The organism is Streptomyces sp. NPDC055400 (assembly GCF_053644375.1).
The window spans coordinates 16,089-30,866 of the sequence record NZ_JBSHLM010000001.1 but is presented as its reverse complement, the minus strand read 5'-3'; the positions used below and the strand labels follow the sequence as shown (position 1 = coordinate 30,866).

General features: G+C 68.9%; 15 protein-coding genes and 3 pseudogenes. 9 read left to right on the top strand and 9 right to left on the bottom strand.

Annotation, left to right across the window (positions count from 1 at the left end):
* Positions 1 to 111 precede the first annotated feature (111 nt).
* Together ACWIGU_RS00170 and ACWIGU_RS00165 are read left to right on the top strand one after the other, a co-directional pair.
* On the top strand, positions 112 to 399 hold the full coding sequence (locus ACWIGU_RS00170) for a hypothetical protein (protein WP_454395821.1): 288 nt from the start codon (positions 112 to 114) through the stop codon (positions 397 to 399).
* Positions 400 to 833: 434 nt separating this feature from the next.
* Positions 834 to 1,241, top strand: coding sequence for an STAS domain-containing protein (locus ACWIGU_RS00165; RefSeq protein WP_454395819.1), 408 nt, complete (start codon positions 834 to 836; stop codon positions 1,239 to 1,241).
* A 275-nt stretch (positions 1,242 to 1,516) separates the two neighbouring features.
* On the opposite strand, the gene ACWIGU_RS00160 is transcribed toward ACWIGU_RS00165, so the two are convergent.
* Positions 1,517 to 1,666 (bottom strand): hypothetical protein, encoded by a 150-nt coding sequence (locus ACWIGU_RS00160; RefSeq protein WP_454395817.1) that lies wholly within the window; start codon positions 1,664 to 1,666, stop codon positions 1,517 to 1,519.
* Between the two features lie 99 nt (positions 1,667 to 1,765).
* On the opposite strand from ACWIGU_RS00160, the pseudogene ACWIGU_RS00155 reads away from it, so the two are divergent.
* Positions 1,766 to 2,634 (top strand): annotated as a pseudogene (locus ACWIGU_RS00155) (integrase); the annotation flags it as partial.
* A 66-nt stretch (positions 2,635 to 2,700) separates the two neighbouring features.
* Here the strand turns inward: ACWIGU_RS00155 and ACWIGU_RS00150 are convergent.
* The 4 genes and pseudogenes from ACWIGU_RS00150 to ACWIGU_RS00135 all read right to left on the bottom strand — a co-directional run.
* A pseudogene (locus tag ACWIGU_RS00150) lies at positions 2,701 to 2,931 on the bottom strand (DUF2568 domain-containing protein); the annotation flags it as partial.
* A 49-nt stretch (positions 2,932 to 2,980) separates the two neighbouring features.
* On the bottom strand, positions 2,981 to 3,880 hold the full coding sequence (locus ACWIGU_RS00145) for a formylglycine-generating enzyme family protein (protein WP_454395815.1): 900 nt from the start codon (positions 3,878 to 3,880) through the stop codon (positions 2,981 to 2,983).
* Positions 3,881 to 3,975: 95 nt separating this feature from the next.
* The gene (locus ACWIGU_RS00140) at positions 3,976 to 5,028 is read right to left on the bottom strand and encodes a sulfatase-like hydrolase/transferase (RefSeq protein ID WP_454395813.1); all 1,053 of its coding nucleotides are present in this window, start codon (positions 5,026 to 5,028) and stop codon (positions 3,976 to 3,978) included.
* The gene (locus tag ACWIGU_RS00135) at positions 5,013 to 5,384 is read right to left on the bottom strand and encodes a sulfatase-like hydrolase/transferase (RefSeq protein WP_454395811.1); all 372 of its coding nucleotides are present in this window, start codon (positions 5,382 to 5,384) and stop codon (positions 5,013 to 5,015) included. The genes ACWIGU_RS00140 and ACWIGU_RS00135 overlap by 16 nt, the downstream gene beginning before the upstream one ends.
* 753 nt (positions 5,385 to 6,137) lie before the next feature.
* On the opposite strand from ACWIGU_RS00135, the pseudogene ACWIGU_RS00130 reads away from it, so the two are divergent.
* Positions 6,138 to 6,227: pseudogene (locus ACWIGU_RS00130) on the top strand (RidA family protein); the annotation flags it as partial.
* Between the two features lie 444 nt (positions 6,228 to 6,671).
* Here ACWIGU_RS00130 and ACWIGU_RS00125 read toward each other — a convergent pair.
* From ACWIGU_RS00125 to ACWIGU_RS00115, 3 genes are read right to left on the bottom strand one after another with little or no spacing between them, the layout of a single operon-like run.
* Positions 6,672 to 7,562: a shikimate dehydrogenase gene (locus ACWIGU_RS00125; RefSeq protein WP_454395809.1), complete on the bottom strand. Its 891-nt coding sequence runs from the start codon at positions 7,560 to 7,562 to the stop codon at positions 6,672 to 6,674.
* Positions 7,559 to 8,011: a type II 3-dehydroquinate dehydratase gene (gene aroQ / locus ACWIGU_RS00120; RefSeq protein WP_454395807.1), complete on the bottom strand. Its 453-nt coding sequence runs from the start codon at positions 8,009 to 8,011 to the stop codon at positions 7,559 to 7,561. The genes ACWIGU_RS00125 and aroQ overlap by 4 nt, the downstream gene beginning before the upstream one ends.
* A 50-nt stretch (positions 8,012 to 8,061) precedes the next feature.
* Entirely contained in the window at positions 8,062 to 9,417 is a 1,356-nt protein-coding gene (locus ACWIGU_RS00115) for an MFS transporter (RefSeq protein ID WP_454395805.1), read from the bottom strand.
* A gap of 229 nt (positions 9,418 to 9,646) precedes the next feature.
* On the opposite strand from ACWIGU_RS00115, the gene ACWIGU_RS00110 reads away from it, so the two are divergent.
* Positions 9,647 to 10,507, top strand: coding sequence for a sugar phosphate isomerase/epimerase family protein (locus ACWIGU_RS00110; protein WP_454395803.1), 861 nt, complete (start codon positions 9,647 to 9,649; stop codon positions 10,505 to 10,507).
* Here the strand turns inward: ACWIGU_RS00110 and ACWIGU_RS00105 are convergent, their stop codons facing one another.
* On the bottom strand, positions 10,508 to 11,368 hold the full coding sequence (locus ACWIGU_RS00105) for an IclR family transcriptional regulator (RefSeq protein WP_454395801.1): 861 nt from the start codon (positions 11,366 to 11,368) through the stop codon (positions 10,508 to 10,510).
* Positions 11,369 to 11,594: 226 nt separating this feature from the next.
* Here ACWIGU_RS00105 and ACWIGU_RS00100 point away from each other — a divergent pair, with 226 nt between their 5' ends.
* The 4 genes from ACWIGU_RS00100 to ACWIGU_RS00085 all read left to right on the top strand — a co-directional run bounded on the left by ACWIGU_RS00100 (position 11,595) and on the right by ACWIGU_RS00085 (position 14,698).
* On the top strand, positions 11,595 to 12,383 hold the full coding sequence (locus ACWIGU_RS00100) for an IclR family transcriptional regulator (protein WP_454395799.1): 789 nt from the start codon (positions 11,595 to 11,597) through the stop codon (positions 12,381 to 12,383).
* A gap of 101 nt (positions 12,384 to 12,484) precedes the next feature.
* Positions 12,485 to 13,264: a 2-keto-4-pentenoate hydratase gene (locus tag ACWIGU_RS00095; RefSeq protein WP_454395798.1), complete on the top strand. Its 780-nt coding sequence runs from the start codon at positions 12,485 to 12,487 to the stop codon at positions 13,262 to 13,264.
* Between the two features lie 76 nt (positions 13,265 to 13,340).
* Positions 13,341 to 13,739, top strand: coding sequence for a carboxymuconolactone decarboxylase family protein (locus tag ACWIGU_RS00090; RefSeq protein ID WP_454395796.1), 399 nt, complete (start codon positions 13,341 to 13,343; stop codon positions 13,737 to 13,739).
* Complete coding sequence (locus ACWIGU_RS00085) at positions 13,736 to 14,698, top strand: VOC family protein (RefSeq protein ID WP_454395794.1); 963 nt, start codon at positions 13,736 to 13,738, stop codon at positions 14,696 to 14,698. The genes ACWIGU_RS00090 and ACWIGU_RS00085 overlap by 4 nt, the downstream gene beginning before the upstream one ends.
* Positions 14,699 to 14,778: the final 80 nt, after the last annotated feature.

Here is a 14,778-nt window from a genome sequence, read left to right as displayed (position 1 = left end):
GTTCGGTAACCACACCGGTGGCGTCGCAGTGGAGAGCCCCCATACTCGGCGCAGGTACACGGCGCCGACCCTGTGTCGCGCTCTTCGAGCTCATGACCTGCGCCGCATCTCATGCTGTACGAGGAGGCCATTCGGCAGCTCACCCTCGACGTCAGTGAAGACCAGGGCGTCCAGCCGCCGCGTGCACCCTTCACCCCGCGCCGGCCGGGCGGCGACCTCGTCGATCGCGTGGTCCTGGGCCTGGTGAGGCGCGGAAAGGACGATGGTGGTGACCTGGTCTGCCGTGGGCGGCTCGTTCACGTCGCTGCGCATCTGCTTGAGCAGTCGGCGTGGATCGGCTCCACGCGGCGCTCGGAGCAATCAACAAGTACCGACATGCCGCCTGAGCTGCAGCGATGACTTTCGAGCGCCACACGATCGGGTAGCCGAGCCGGATGAGTCCGCGCTGTAGCCGGAGGTGGCCCAGTTGCTGTTCTCCCGGGCCAGGCGCAGGATGAGGTGTTCGAGCGTCACAGGTCGGGACCAACCGCTTCGCAACGGGGGCGGAGCTGGTTAACCCGCGAGGTCGGGGCGGCCGACCGGTCTGGAAGGGCACCATTGCGGCCGAACAGATCGTCTTGGGCGCCGCTATGGATGTGGACCACAGTCGGGGGCTGCTCTCGCCGAGTGGCTGACCAGGAGCCGGTGACCAGTACGTGAGACGCCAGTGGTGGGGGTCACCACCGTTCACGCGGACTGGCCTTTGCGTATGCCTTGATCGGGCGCGGGCCGGCCGTCTCTACCGCACGGTTCTGGGCATCCCACACCGCCTGGAGATGCGAGGAGGGATGGCAATGCGAACGAACATCATCCGGCACGAGAACATGATGGTGAGCTACGACGTCGTCAACGGCTGGACCGTCATCGAGGTCGACGGTGAGGTCGACGCCCACACCGCCCCTGTGATCCGCGAAGGAGTGATCAAGCTCCTCAACGAGGGACACCGCTATTTCGTCCTGGACCTGGGCTTTGTCGCCTTCATGGATTCGATGGGGCTGGGCATGATTGTGGCGATCACCAAACGCCTCCGTGAACACGAGGGCGCACTGCGTATTGTGTCCGCCTCCAGCCGGGTACTGAAGATCTTCGACCTGAGTGGCATGCGTGAGAGCTACGAGATCCTCCCCTCGACAGCGGAAGCGACGGCGTCTGCTCCCTTGCCCGGCAGCCTCGCGCACTGGCCGCATCCATCCTCCGGCTGAGGAGGGCGCCACTGTGTGTCGGGTGTGCGGCAACTTGGAGGTCTCGGCAGCTCTGCGCTTGCCGGAAACCTTATCCACCGAGGTCAGGCGGCATGGTCGTACTCGTGTTGGATGCCTGTACTACTTCCGAAACTCAATCACCAGGTCTCACCTGGTGGTTCACATTGCGGCTTGATACTCGTTGATCAGCCCACCGAGAGCGGGTATCCGGCGGGTCTGCCCCGCCCGGACCGGGAACGTGATCACGTTTGGGCCGTCGTCGGGGGCGCGCAGGCTCAGTCCGGCGCCTTGATGGCTGCGCCCGCCGTTGTAGTGAGCGACGTGTGGTCAAGGACCGTGCGCAGGTGGCGCTCGCCGCCGATGAGCACCCCGTCGGTGCACTCGGCGCGGACGGTGCGTACGAACCGCTCGGCGATCGCGTTCATCCGCGGCGCCTGGGGAGCCGGGTTTCGCTGGCCCCGCCCCCGGGAGCTCGGGTCGGGGCTCTGGTGCGAGTGCTGGGTGCTGCGCAGAAATGATCGATCGTGCTGCTTCGACTGGCCTACCTGGGGGTGACGAACGTGTTCGCCATGCTGCGCTTGCGATCGATGAGCGATCGCGACAAGGACGTGGAACTCCTGGCGCTGCGTCGTCAGATCATGGTTCTGGAGCGGCAACTGGGCGGGGGCAGGCCGAGGTTCGGCCGGGCGACCGGGCGTTCCTGGCGGCGTTGCTGCACCAGGTCCCGCGTGAGGTACTGCGTCGACTGCGGTTGCTCGTGCGCCCCGACACGGTGCTGCGATGGCACCGAGACCTGGTTTCGTGCCACCACGCGGCCCGTTCTCGGCCGGAGCGTACGGGCCGGCCACGCACCGTGCACTCCATCCGCGTTTTGGTTCTGCGCCTGGCGCGGGAGAATCCCGCGTGGGGCTACAGGAAGGTGCACGGCGAACTGCTCGTGCTGGGGATCAAGGTGGCCGCTTCCACGGTATGGGAGATCCTGCGGGATGCCGGGATCGACCCGGCGCCCGAACGGGGTTCCAGCACGTGGGCCGACTTCTTGCGTTCCCAGGCCGAAGCGTTGTTGGGGTGCGATTTCTTCGAGACGGTCACCCTGACTGGAGCGCGGCTGTACGTGTTCGCAGTGATCGGGCATGCCAACCGCCGGATCCGGATCCTGGGCGTGACCCCGCACCCGTCGGGAGCCTGGGTGGTGCAGGCCGCGAAGCATCTCGTCATGGACCTGGAGGACGCGGGCTGCCGAGCAAGGTTCTTGATCCGGGACAGGGACGGCAAGTTCCCTGAGCTGTTCGACGCCATCTTGAAGGACGCGCGCATCGAGGTCGTGCTCAGCGGAGTCCAGATGCCGCGCACGTCGGACAGCGACGAGACCGTGCCCCCGAGCACGAGGCGCCTGGCAGGTGGCGCCGCCCTGCCGGTCCAGATCGCCCCCGGTGCCGCCGCACTGATCGCCGGCCGCCTAAGCACGCCCTCCCACAGCCCCCGTGCCGTGCCGGTGTGAGTCGCAGACCGGGCGGCCGCCGCTCATGATGGAGAGCGAGAGAGGCAACCGCATCGGACCAGGTGTCGCAATCACCGTCCCCCCGGACCGGGATGCATCGTCCGGGGTGGCGAAGACTCCCCACAGCACGGCCACGATCAGGGGAACGGCAACCACGCAGACATACCGCAGGAAACCAGGCATCACGGCCCATGTCCAGAGCCGGCATTGCCGGGCACATCCCCCAGGGAGGACCTTGCTACCGGCTGTCGGCCGCCACGCGGAAGCCGATGTTGGCCGTCGAGCTGTCGGGGGTGTTACGGCTGCGGGCCGCGACGCGGTAGCGGTTGCAGTACGAGTCGTGGCACAGGTAGGAGCCGCCGCGCATGACGCGGGAGATGTCCGGGACGAACCAGTCGGCCGTCCACTCCCAGACGTTTCCCACGGTGTTGTAGAGGCCGTAGCCGTTGGGGCGGTAGGACTTCGCGGGTACGGTGCCGGGCCCGCCGGGACCCGTGTAACGGGCGGGGAAGTCGCCCTGCCAGATGTTGAGCATCGTCCTCCCGCGCGGGGCCAGTTCGTCACCCCACGGGAAACGGCGCCGTTCGAGTCCGCCGCGGGCCGCGTACTCCCACTCTGCCTCGGTGGGCAGGCGTGTGCCGGACCACTCGCAGAAGGCCTGGGCGTCGTTCCAGGAGATGTGGACGACGGGGTGATTCTGGCGCGGTTCGATGGATGACCCCGGGCCTTCGGGATGCCGCCAGGTCGCGCCGGCCACCGCCCGCCACCACGGCACTTCGGCAACGGGCTCCGCCGTGTCCGCGAGTTCCTCGGGGAGGAGGCCACGGAAGACGAAGGAGGAGTTGAAGCTTTCGGCCTCAGTGGCGTAGCCGGTCGCCTTGACGAAGCTCGCGAACTGGGCGTTGGTCACGGTCGTGGGGGCGATACGGAAGGGGGCGACCTCGACCTCGCGGACCGGTCCCTCGTGGTCGGCCGCGATGCCGTCGGGGTCGTCACCGCCCATGAGGAACCGACCGCCGGGGAGGCCGATCAGCTGCTTGGCGATCCGGAGCGCCGTCTCGGAGCGGTGCGGTGCGGTGGACGCGGCCGGCGCGATCGTGAGGGTGGCCCGGCCGGGTGTGCAGCAGGAGGAGGACATGACATCTCCGAGGTTCGATGATGAGGTCGGCCGGGTGCCCGGGAGAGACGGGCACCCGGCCGGATGGTGCGGACCGGCCGGCGCGGCCAGTACGGCTAGCTCACGCGGTCGGCGGCGAGCTGGTCCCTCAGGGCCGGGATGCCCAGAGCCTGCTCGTCCGCGGAGGTTGCCCCGTAGAGCTTGTTGGTGAGTTGGTAGGGGTCGTTCGTGAGGTCGTAGTACTCGCGGAACGCCACCTCACCGGTGCCGGCCACATTGCCGTTGGTGTCGGTGTGGAGCTTGTAGTACTCCGTGTACTGCTTGTCCTTGGCGACGTACGAGGACCAGGTGTGCGGGCTCCCCGTCTGGTGAACGCCCTGCTCCCACCACTCGACCAGCAGGTGGTCACGGCTGTAGGTGCCGAGCAGCGACTTGCCGTCCTGCGGGGTGTTCGCGGTGATCCCGGCCGCGTCGAGGATGGTGGGCGCGATGTCGATGTTGGCGACGATGCGGTTGTCCGTGGTCCCGGCGCCCAGGCCGCCGGCCGGCCAGGACAGGTAGAACGGCACCTGGTGGGACGGGGAGTAGGGCACCGACTTCTTGGACCATCCGTGGTCGGCCCAGGTGTAGCCGTTGTCGCCGAGGTAGATGACGAGGGTGTTGTCGAGCTGGCCCAGGGACACCAGCTTGTCCTTGAACGCCTGCACCGCGTCGTCGACAGACAGCAGGGTGCGCAGCTGCCGCTGCCGCAGCGCCTGGCCGTCGGCGAGGGTCTGGCTGGCGTTCTGGATGTAGTCGGGCTTGTCGCTCCTGTCGGTCTCGAAGACGGACGGGCGGCCGTTCCAGTCCGGCACCACGGTGTTGGCGTACTGCGTCTCCGGGGTGTTGGGCTCGTGCGAGGCCTTGGGGGTGACGACCGCGAACCAGGGCCGGGTGTCGGTCGCGGCCTTGTCCAGGAAGGCCAGGGTCTTGTTCTTGATGATCGTGGTGCTGTAGCCGGCGATCGTGTGGACGGTCCCGTTGTCGTTGTACGTGCCGTCGTTGTAGACGACCGGGTCCTCCAGCACCCACTCCTCGAAGTGCGGCGGGTTGTCGCTGACGTTCCAGGCGTTGAGGTACTTGCCGAACAGGCCGGTGCGGTAGCCGGCCTGCTTCAGGTAGCGCTGCACCGTGGTGTTCTGCTCGAGCTTGTACGGTGGCCGTTGTCGAGCACGCCGTGGTTGTGGGCGTAGCGGCCGGAGAAGACGGAGGAGCGGGAGGGGGCGCACAGCGGCGTGGCGACGTGGCCGTCGGTGAACTTCACGCCCTGGCCGACGAGCCAGTTGATGGTCTTCGAGGTCGCCCAGTCGGTGTGCTTGGGCTGGTCGTCCGTGACGATCAGCAGGATGTTCGGGCGGGTGGCCGCCGCGGCCGGAGTGCCGGTGGCCAGCTGGGCGGCCGCGGGGACGGCGACCGCCGCGGCAACCGCGGCCGAGCTCGCGAGGAAGTCGCGTCTGCTTACCTTCGACTGCTCGTGCTCACTCATTTGGTTTTCCCTTTTCTGTTTTGGGCAGGGTGAATTCCACTCACCAAGTGAATGGAAAAGGCGCGCAGAATTCCCGGAGTCCTCGTTTGGGGTATACGGGGATCTGCGAATGAGGAACGGGAGGCGGGAAACTGTGGCCCAGTCGAGGCGCGATCGGCCGCGGCTGGTCGGAGCCTGATGTCCCGTTGAATGATGAGGCGTTGACCGGCTGTTCAGGGACCGGACGAGCGGCGCCCGAGCCCGGCGGTCACGCCGCGGCGGCCTTACAGAGCGTACTCGCCAGCCGTCCGAAGTCGACGTGCCGACGAGCAGCGAGAATCACTGCTGCCATGGCTGTGAGAGTAAAGGGGCGAGTGAGGTCTGGGCAATGGGGTCAGGATGAATATTTTAGAACCCGGCCCTATTGTTGCGGGGATATTGCTGGTGCAGACCTGAGCGTTGTCCCCTAATCGCCGGTCATGCGTCGCCAAACTCCTCATGCCGGCTTGGAAGCATCAGGTCGCCACTTGGTACGGGCTGCCGCGCCGATGGACGGCCGCCGTCAGAGGGGATCACATCGACGGACCTGAACGGCCGTCGGTAACTGACGAGTTCGCGTACGAGCGCGGCGACCCGCTCCACTTCGACGAGAGAGCCGTCATGACCGCAGGGGATTCGATCACGCGCGGATTGGCGTCCGCCGGCACGACATAGCTGCCGGCGTCGAAGCGGCGCACCAGCTTGGCCGCGTGGTGTCGAGGCAGGACTCGCCCCAAGGAAGCCGCCCGTATCTGCGTCCTGAACGCCCTGGCCGCCGTGAAGCAGATCGCCGGTGATCTCGACCGCATCGCTCGCGTCGTCAAGGACGCACCGTCATCAGCGCGCCATCGGAATGGACGGCGACGACGGTGTCGACGATCTTCATCTCGATCCCATCCACCATCCAGACCCTCGATCCCCTTCACCTCGTCGAATCCCTGCTCCAGGAGCGAGACAGTCCCGATCGGCCATGGTCTGATTCCGGACCCGCTCCCTGGGAGCGACGGGAGGGAGCATGCTCCCTCCCAGTCCCCTCAACGAATTGCTCCCACTCGGGACGCTGCCCACATATTCGATTCCGTGCCCACGTGTTCACCTTCGCGTCCGTTTTGTAACCACTGGCTCCCCGTCGTTCGGGGGTCTTGTGGGTATGGGCTTGCGCTCTTCGCGCAGGTCACACTCGCTCCCGGTGGGAGCGGGGCTGGGAGTGGCGTCCCCATGACCGGGGACGACGGACGGCATGGTGTTCCTGACAACTCAACGGAAAAGTCAGTAGGAGGGCTTCGGAACGGCCAGTTGGCGGCCGGCTTCGACGGCCTGGCCTGCCATGCGGTCGACGTCCGCCGGGAGGCCGGTGAACAGTTCGAAGGCGAGTGCCGCCTGGTGTACGCACATGTGGATGCCGGAGAACGTGCGCAACCCGCATGCCCTGGACGCCACGAGCAGCTCGGTGTCCACGGGCATGTAGACGACATCGCTGACCCACAGCGGTGGCCGGAGCCGTTCGACGCTCACCGGAGTGCCCGGGAGGTGGGCCATACCGACCGGGCTGGCGTTGACCAGGCCGTCGGCCTCGGCGACCGCGGTGTCCACGTCGGTGAGGAGGCGAGCACGTCCGGCTCCGTGGGCGTCGCACAGGTCCGCGACCAGAGCCTTGGCACGGGCCCGGTCGACGTCGTACACGCCGAGGCACTCCACCCCCGCTCCCAGCTGCGCGTGCGCGACCGCTGCTCCCGCTCCGCCGGCGCCTGTCTGTACAACCGAGCGGAGCGGAACTCCGGCGAGGTGGCGGCGGAAGGCGGCGGCGTAACCGGGGGCATCGGTGTTGTGTCCGACGACTCCCTGGTCGGTGAAGAGCACGGTGTTCACGGCGCCCAACCGCTGAGCCGCCGGGGTCACCTCGTCGAGGAGGCCGAGGACCTCTTGTTTGTGCGGGTGGGTGATGTTCGCCCCCGCGTAGTGGCGTTCGCGCAGTTCGTCGAGTCGGCGCTGCAGCGGGCGTTCGTCGTCGTGGGTGTCCATCAGGTCGTAACGCAGCGTCAGGCCCTGGGCGTACGCCTCGGACTCATGCAGGCGGGGAGAGAGCGAGTGGCTGATCCCGCGGCCGAGGAGGGCGACGCGGATCGGGATGGACGGGATGGAACGGTCGCCTGTGCTCATGCGCTCTCCACCACCCTGCGCAAGGCGTCGAAACCGTGCACGTATCCGTGTATTCCGGCGCCGACGAAGACGGCCACCGCGATGTCGGAGAAGTAGGAGTGGTGCCGGAAGGGCTCCCGTGTGTGCACATTGCTGACATGGACCTCGGCGAGCGGAGTCCGCGTTGCGAGGAAGGCGTCGCGCAGGGCGACGGACACATGGGTGAGGCCGCCGGGGTTGATGACGACCCCGTCGTTCCGACCGCGTTCGTCATGGAGCCGGTCGATCAGGGCACCCTCGTGGTTGCTCTGGAAGAAGTCGACTTGGTAGCCGACCTCGTCGGCCCGCGCTCGTACCAGTTTCTCCACGTCGGCGAGGGACTCTGCGCCGTACAGGTCAGGTTCGCGGGTGCCGAGGAGGTTCAGGTTGGGGCCGTTGAGGACCACAATCCGCCGATGAGGGTCTGTCATTTCGATGTCTCCTGTCGCAGGGTCGGTGGTGGCGCGTGCCGGCACGCGGCTCAGCCCGGGAGCGGCGCGGCCTGGCGGTCGGGGGTCTGTGCGCGCTCGGGGTTGCCGAGCTGCGCCAACGGAGTGTGCGCGGTTTCGCGACCCGTGAAGGCGGACACCGCCGAGAGCAGGCACAGGCAGGCGATGAGGGCGGCGACCGGCACCCAGCCGGTGGTTCCGGTACCCATCAGGGCAGCGGCGATGGTGGGCGTGAACCCAAGGGCCAGGTTGGCGAACTGGGTCGACACGGCCATGCCGGTGTAGCGGACGCGGGCGTCGAACATCTCCGCGTACAACGACGGGGCGATGCCGTTGGGGGCGGAGTAGACGACACCGGACATGAGGACGGTGGCCGCGCCGATGAGCCAGATGTTCTGCGTCACGATGGCGGCGAAGAAGCCGGAGACGGAGATGGCGCATCCGACGGCGCCCAGGGCGAACACCGGGCGACGGCCGACGCGGTCGGCGAGCCGGGCCCACAGCGGGATGGCCACCACTGCCACCACGTTCGCGACCGCGATCACGATCAGCATCCGGGACTCCGGTACCGACCAGGTCTCGGTCGCGTAGGACAGGCCGAAGACAGTGACGGCCGTCGAGACGACGGCGTACAAGTGGCACACGACGATGCGCAGGAACGCACGCCAGTAGTAACGCACGAACGGGACCAGAGGGACCTTGACCACGTCCTCGTCGCGCTGCAGCTTCGCGAACTCCGGCGGCTCCGTCAGGCGGCTGCGTACCCAGAACGCGACAGTCACCACGATCGCGCTGGCCCAGAACGGCACCCGCCAGCCCCACGTGTACATCGCCTGCTTGTCGAGCGCGGCGACGGGCAGGAAGGCCAGCGTGGCCACGACCAGGCCGGCCTGGGTGCCGGAGAGGGTGAAGCTGGTCCAGAAGGCCCGGTGTCCCTCCGGGGAGTGTTCGAGGGTCATCGAACTGGCGCCGCTCTGCTCCCCCGCGGCGGACAGACCTTGGGCGATCCTGCAGACGACGAGGAGTACGGGGGCGGCGACGCCCGCGGTGTCGTAGCTGGGCAGGCAGCCGATGGCGAAGGTGGACACGCCCATCAGCACGAGGCAGAAGACCAGGACGCGTTTGCGGCCGATGCGGTCGCCGAAGTGGCCGACGATGAAGGCGCCGACCGGGCGGGCGACGTAGGCGACGGCAAACGTCGACAGTGACGCGAGGGTGGCAGTGGCAGGGTCTATGCCGGGGAAGAACACGTGGCTGAAGATCAGTGCTGATGCGGAGCCGTAGATGAAGAAGTCGTAGTACTCGACCATGCTGCCGAGGAACGCCGCCAGCGCGGCGCGGCGAGGGGTGCGCTCGTCGGGCGCGGACCGGTCCGGGGCTCTGGACATGTGGATCTCCTTGCGGCTCGGATCCGAGCGGACTCGGATCAGGTCAGGCACTGCATCGGGCAAGACCCCGGAATCTTGTGATGCCCATCACGGCCGGACCAAAGGATGTGACCCGGTCACCGGATCAGGGCTGTGGTCCTGCCGGGATCGATCCGGTGAGCGGGTCATCGTGGTTGGCCGTCCCCGCAGCGGCGACGAGGATGGGCCGGGCAAAGCGAGAGGGGGCCGCATGGCCGGGAACAACAGCTCGGTGTCACCGACGCAGGGCAGGGCGGTGGTGATCGCGAGCCATGTGACGCTGACCGGGGCGGGGTTCGGACAGCGTCCCCGCCATGACTTCGCGGCTCGCTGCGCCGCGGCGGGGGCGGCCGGGTTCGACGGAGTGGGCCTGCATGCGGCCGACCCGGTCTTCGACGACGGCGACGCGGCCGGCCTGAGCCGCGTACAGGAGGCGCTCGAAAGCTCCGGGGTCCGGCTGATGGAGATCGAGTTCCTGACCGGGTGGACGGCCGGGACCGCCGGGACGGACCAGGCGTCGGTGCGCCGCCTGCTCGCGTTGGCCGAGGCGTTCTCACCTCATCATGTGACGGCCGGAACGCTGGATCCGGGCCCTGTCGACGCCGGCCGGGCATCTCGTTCCCTGGCCGAACTCGGGGACAGGTTCGGCGAGTTCGGCACCCGCGTCGTGGTGGAGGGGTTCGCCTGGTCAGGGCTTGGCGATCCGCGGCGCTGGCGCGAAGTGGTGCACGGCTGCCCTTCGCCGTGGGTGGGCTTCATGGTCGACACCTGGCACTTCCGCAACGGCGACGGCGGTCATGACGAGGCACTCGATCTGCTGGGCGACCGCATCGCCGCGGTGCAGCTCAACGACGGCCGGATCGTGGCCCGCGACCACATGCGCCATGCCCGCGAGGAGCGGCACCTGCCGGGCGAGGGCGCACTGCGGCCACACGCCCTCGCCCAAGCCATCCGCGGGCGCGGCTACGACGGGCCGTGGGCCGTGGAGAGCTGCGACGCGTGGCTGCAGAACGCCCCGGCCGAGGAGGCGGCCGCGGCGGCGTACGGCGCGCTGACAGGAGCGGTCGGGTAGTCACCGGGCAGGACGCCGGTCCCGTGCGTCGGCGTCAGCTGTGGCCTCGGCTTCAGCTTCCGCGTCGAGCGGGTGGTGCTCCGGTTCCGGCGGCCGGCTGAGCCGCCGCGTGAGCGCGTCGGCGGTGCTGGCCACGACGGGGCCTATCCGCCCCATGCGCTGGGTGATCCTCGCATGTGGCCCCCAGACCGACACCGCCGCGACCGGTCTCTTGTCGGGACCGAACACGACGGCGGCGCAGGACCCGATCGACTGGCTCAGCTCGCCGTCGTCCACCGCCCAGCCCCGGTGGCGGGTCAGCGCGAGCTCGCGTTCGAGCGCCGGCACCGTGGTGATCGTGCTCGGCGTGTAAGCGCGCAGCCGCAAGCGCTCGAGGACCTCGGCGGCCTGAGGGCCCGGCAGCCCGGACAGCCACGCCTTGCCGACAGCGGTGCTGTGGAGGGGCCGGACGGTGCCCACCTGGGTGGTGGCGGGACTGGGCATCGGCCCGAGCTCGCGGTGCACGAAGACCATCGTGTCGTGCAACGGGATGGCCACGCCGCTGGTCTCGCGGGTGAGTTCCATGAGGTGCCGGACCAGTTCGGGTGCCGTTTGAGCCACGTGCGACCGGCTGAGCACGGCAAGACCGAGCCGGAGCGCCTCCGGTCCGAGCACCCAGCGGCCCGACTCGTCCGCGAGTGCGAGGAAGCCCCAGGAGGTGAGCCTTTCGGCCAGGCGGTAGGCGGTGCTGCGACTGGTCCCGGCGGCCTCCGCGATCTCGGCCGCTGTCGCGTCGTGTGCACCGGCCATGTGCTGGAGCACCGCAAGGGCGCGGTCCAGTGGCCCGGTGACGGTGGGAGATCGGGTGTCGGCATCGCTCATGGAGCTCAGCCTGCCATGTTCACGGAACGGGACATCGCTGGTGGGCGCGGAGCGGCTCGGTCGTCGACTCGCCCGTTCCGCGAGGACGTTGCAGTCACCGGGACACCCGAGGCCAGGTCGTCGCAGCGAGCGCGAAGATTCCGCCGTGCCCTGGGACGTGCCGCACGGTGTGGCTAGCGTCATGGCCGGACATCGCGGTCCGCGTCCGACGAATACGAGGTTCTCCATGTCAGCAGCGGTCTTTCCCGGAGCCGACCGGCGTACGGCCGGCTCCGTGGTACCCGACAATGCCGTGGCCCGGGTCTCGGCGGTCCTCGACTGCTTCGGGGGGCGCACCGACCACCTCAGCGTCTCGGAGCTCTCCCGCCGGTCCGGCCTGCCGAAGTCGACCACCTCACGCCTGGTCGCGGACATGGTCGGGCACGGGCTGCTCGACCGGGACGGTCCGGCGCTGCGCCTCGGCTGCCGGATCTTCGAGCTGGGTCAGCGGGTACCGCCGCGCCGCGCGCTCCGGGACGTTGCCCTTCCGCTGATGTCCGATCTGCGGGCGGCGACCCGTCTGAGTGTCCATCTGGCGGTCCTTGACGGCAGCGACGTCGTCTACGTCGAGATCCTGCGCGGTGACCGGGTGCCGCACATGCCGTCCCGGACCGGAGGCCGCATGCCGGCCCACGTGACGGCAGTCGGCAAGGCGATGCTGGCATTCGCGCCGCGTCGTGCGTTCGACGAGGTCGTGGCGTCGGGGCTGCGCCGCGTCGGTACGCGCACCCTCACCTCGCCCCGGTCGCTGGCCCGGGAGTTGGAGCGGATACGGCGGGACGGGATCGCCTTCGAGCAGGAGGAGTCCGGACCCGGAATCGCGTGCGTCGCCGGTCCGGTCCTCGACGAGGACCACCGGCCCGTTGCCGCGCTCTCGGTCTCAGGGTGGAGCGGACGGCTCCACCCGCACCGGATGGCATCGGCCGTACGCACTGCCGCGCTCACGGCGAGCCGGACGCTGAGCTCCACCGTTTGACCACGTGTCCCGCTGACCCGAACAGCTCGATGGACCCCAGGAGACGGGGTTCAGGACCGTGGATCCCCGCTTGCGAAGATCTTCCGAAGAAAGGCACCACCATGTGGGACATCGACCGAGTCGCGGACGAACTCACCCGCCGCGCCGCCGAGCGCCGCGCCGGAGGCCGTATCACGGCCGAATGGCCGGGCCTCGACCTCGCGCACGCCTACACCGCGCAGGACCGCCTGGTCCAACGCCGGGTCGAGGAGCGGGCGGAGCTCGTCGTCGGCGTGAAGCTGGGCCTCACCTCCGAGGCGAAGCAACGCCGCATGGGCATTGCGGCTCCCCTCACCGCATGGGTGACCAGCGGAATGCACATCGCGCCCGGAGCGCCGCTGGACGTCGCTGCCCTCATTCACCCGAGGGTCGAGCCGGAGATCGTCTTCGAGATGGGAGAAGACCTGGCAGGGCCCGGCGTCACACGCGAGACGGCGATGAGCGCGGTCAAGTCCGTCCGGGCCGGCCTCGAGGTGATCGACTCCCGCTTCAGCGACTTCAGCTTCGCCCTGCCGGACGTCGTCGCCGACAATGCGTCCGCCGCGGCCTACGTGCTGGGCGACGTGGTCGTCCCGCCGGATGCCCTCGACCTCGCCGCCGAGCCGTGCACGCTCACGGTCGGCGAGGAGACCGTGGCGAAGGCCACCGGATCCGATGTCCAGGGGCATCCCGGAGAGGCACTCGCCCTCGCCGCGAACGCGCTGGGCGAGCGCGGCCACCGCATCGAGAAGGGCAGCCTGGTGCTCACCGGCGGGCTGACGGACGCGGTGTTCCTCACCGCGGGGTCCACGGTGACCGCCTCCTTCCGCCATCTCGGCTCGGTGTCCCTGACCGGAATCTGACCGCACCGAGCCGCGCTCCCACGCACCGTACAGAGAACACGCACCGCAGAGAGAAAGAGAAGAGGGACAGCACACCATGTCTGACCGGCCGAGCACACCAGAGGAATTTCTCGCGTCCTACGACGAACTGGTCGGCTTCGTACCGCCGCGGGTCAAGGCCAGGTTCGCCCGTGCGCAGGCCGAGGGGCCCGTCCGCGAGGACGTTCTGCTAGCCCAGGAGCGGCTGCGCAACCTCGTCATGTACCCCGACTGTCTCGACCAGCGCACGGTCCAGCTCGTCCTGACGGGGATTCTGCACAGCAAGCTCAGCGATGCCGCCGCACTGCACGGCCTGGCCGCCCGCCGCGCCGGCGCCACCGACGAGCAACTCCAGTCGGTCATCGACCTCGCCTACCTGTTCACGGGCATGTCCGCGGCCAACCGCGGACCCGCTCTCCTGGAAGCCATCGACGAGCTGGAGGCGAAGGCCCGATGAGCGCTGCCCTGCCGGAAGAACCCGTGTACGACCTTGCCCAACTCGGTCACGCCGAACTGCTCACCCCGGTGTACGAGGACAGCCTGCGCTTCTTCGTGGACGTCTACGGCCTCGACCTGGTGGCCGAGGAAGGCGGCAGCGCCTACCTGCGCGGCTGGGGCGACACCGAACTGACCACCCTCAAACTCACCCCCGCCCCCCAGGCCGGCCTCGGGCACGTCGGCTGGCGTGCCGTCGGTCCGCAGGCCCTCGACCGCCGCGTCGCTGCGTTGCGTGCGGCGGGGGTCGAGGGCGAGTGGATCGACGGCGACGTCGGACACGGCAAGGCTTTCCGTTTCCGCGCGCCGAGCGGCCAGTTGATGGAGATCTATTACGAGAGTGAGAAGTACCGGCCGTCGGACGACCGCAAGCCGTACCTCCCCAACCAGCCGCAGGCGGAGATCCACCGGGGCGTCGGCGCTCAGCGCATCGATCACATCAACATCCTGGCCCCGGACGTGCCGGGCACGCGCGAGGTCATGGCACGCGCACTCGGGTTCAAGCTGCGCGAGTACCTGGTCCCACCGGGGCAGGGCGAGGTGGGCGCATGGATGAGCCTGATGACCAAGGCCCACGACCTCGCGATCACCCGCGAGACCGGAGCGACCTCGGGCCGGCTGCACCACCTGGCGTACGCAGTGGAGAACCGCGAGGACGTGCTGCGGGCCGCTGACACCTTCAGTCAGCTCGGCCAGCCGATCGAGTTCGGCCCGGCCAAACACTCGCGCACCCAGGGGTTCTTCCTCTACGTCATCGAGCCGGGCGGCAACCGGATCGAGGTGTTCTCGGGTGGCATCCACATCTACGCCCCCGACTGGGAGCCGGTCCACTGGACCACCGAGGCGGGCGGCCGTTCCACGGCATGGGGCCTGGACGTTCCACCCAGCTTCCACACTCACGCCACGCCCGTGCTCGGCTGAACAGCGGAGCGGGTCCGTGCCCTGTGACCAGGGCCGGTGTGTCCGTGCAGGCACGACGCAGGGCCGGGAGGGAGCTCCCG

Coding starts and splice junctions, on each gene's coding strand:
- ACWIGU_RS00165 (WP_454395819.1), top strand. CDS start 834: ATGCGAACGAACATCATCCGGCACGAGAACATGATGGTGAGCTACGAC.
- ACWIGU_RS00085 (WP_454395794.1), top strand. CDS start 13,736: ATGAGCGCTGCCCTGCCGGAAGAACCCGTGTACGACCTTGCCCAACTC.
- ACWIGU_RS00170 (WP_454395821.1), top strand. CDS start 112: ATGCTGTACGAGGAGGCCATTCGGCAGCTCACCCTCGACGTCAGTGAA.
- ACWIGU_RS00135 (WP_454395811.1), bottom strand. CDS start 5,384: ATGAGTGAGCACGAGCAGTCGAAGGTAAGCAGACGCGACTTCCTCGCG.
- ACWIGU_RS00100 (WP_454395799.1), top strand. CDS start 11,595: ATGTCAGCAGCGGTCTTTCCCGGAGCCGACCGGCGTACGGCCGGCTCC.
- aroQ (WP_454395807.1), bottom strand. CDS start 8,011: ATGACAGACCCTCATCGGCGGATTGTGGTCCTCAACGGCCCCAACCTG.
- ACWIGU_RS00095 (WP_454395798.1), top strand. CDS start 12,485: ATGTGGGACATCGACCGAGTCGCGGACGAACTCACCCGCCGCGCCGCC.
- ACWIGU_RS00160 (WP_454395817.1), bottom strand. CDS start 1,666: ATGAACGCGATCGCCGAGCGGTTCGTACGCACCGTCCGCGCCGAGTGC.
- ACWIGU_RS00115 (WP_454395805.1), bottom strand. CDS start 9,417: ATGTCCAGAGCCCCGGACCGGTCCGCGCCCGACGAGCGCACCCCTCGC.
- ACWIGU_RS00110 (WP_454395803.1), top strand. CDS start 9,647: ATGGCCGGGAACAACAGCTCGGTGTCACCGACGCAGGGCAGGGCGGTG.
- ACWIGU_RS00105 (WP_454395801.1), bottom strand. CDS start 11,368: ATGAGCGATGCCGACACCCGATCTCCCACCGTCACCGGGCCACTGGAC.
- ACWIGU_RS00090 (WP_454395796.1), top strand. CDS start 13,341: ATGTCTGACCGGCCGAGCACACCAGAGGAATTTCTCGCGTCCTACGAC.
- ACWIGU_RS00125 (WP_454395809.1), bottom strand. CDS start 7,562: ATGAGCACAGGCGACCGTTCCATCCCGTCCATCCCGATCCGCGTCGCC.
- ACWIGU_RS00145 (WP_454395815.1), bottom strand. CDS start 3,880: ATGTCCTCCTCCTGCTGCACACCCGGCCGGGCCACCCTCACGATCGCG.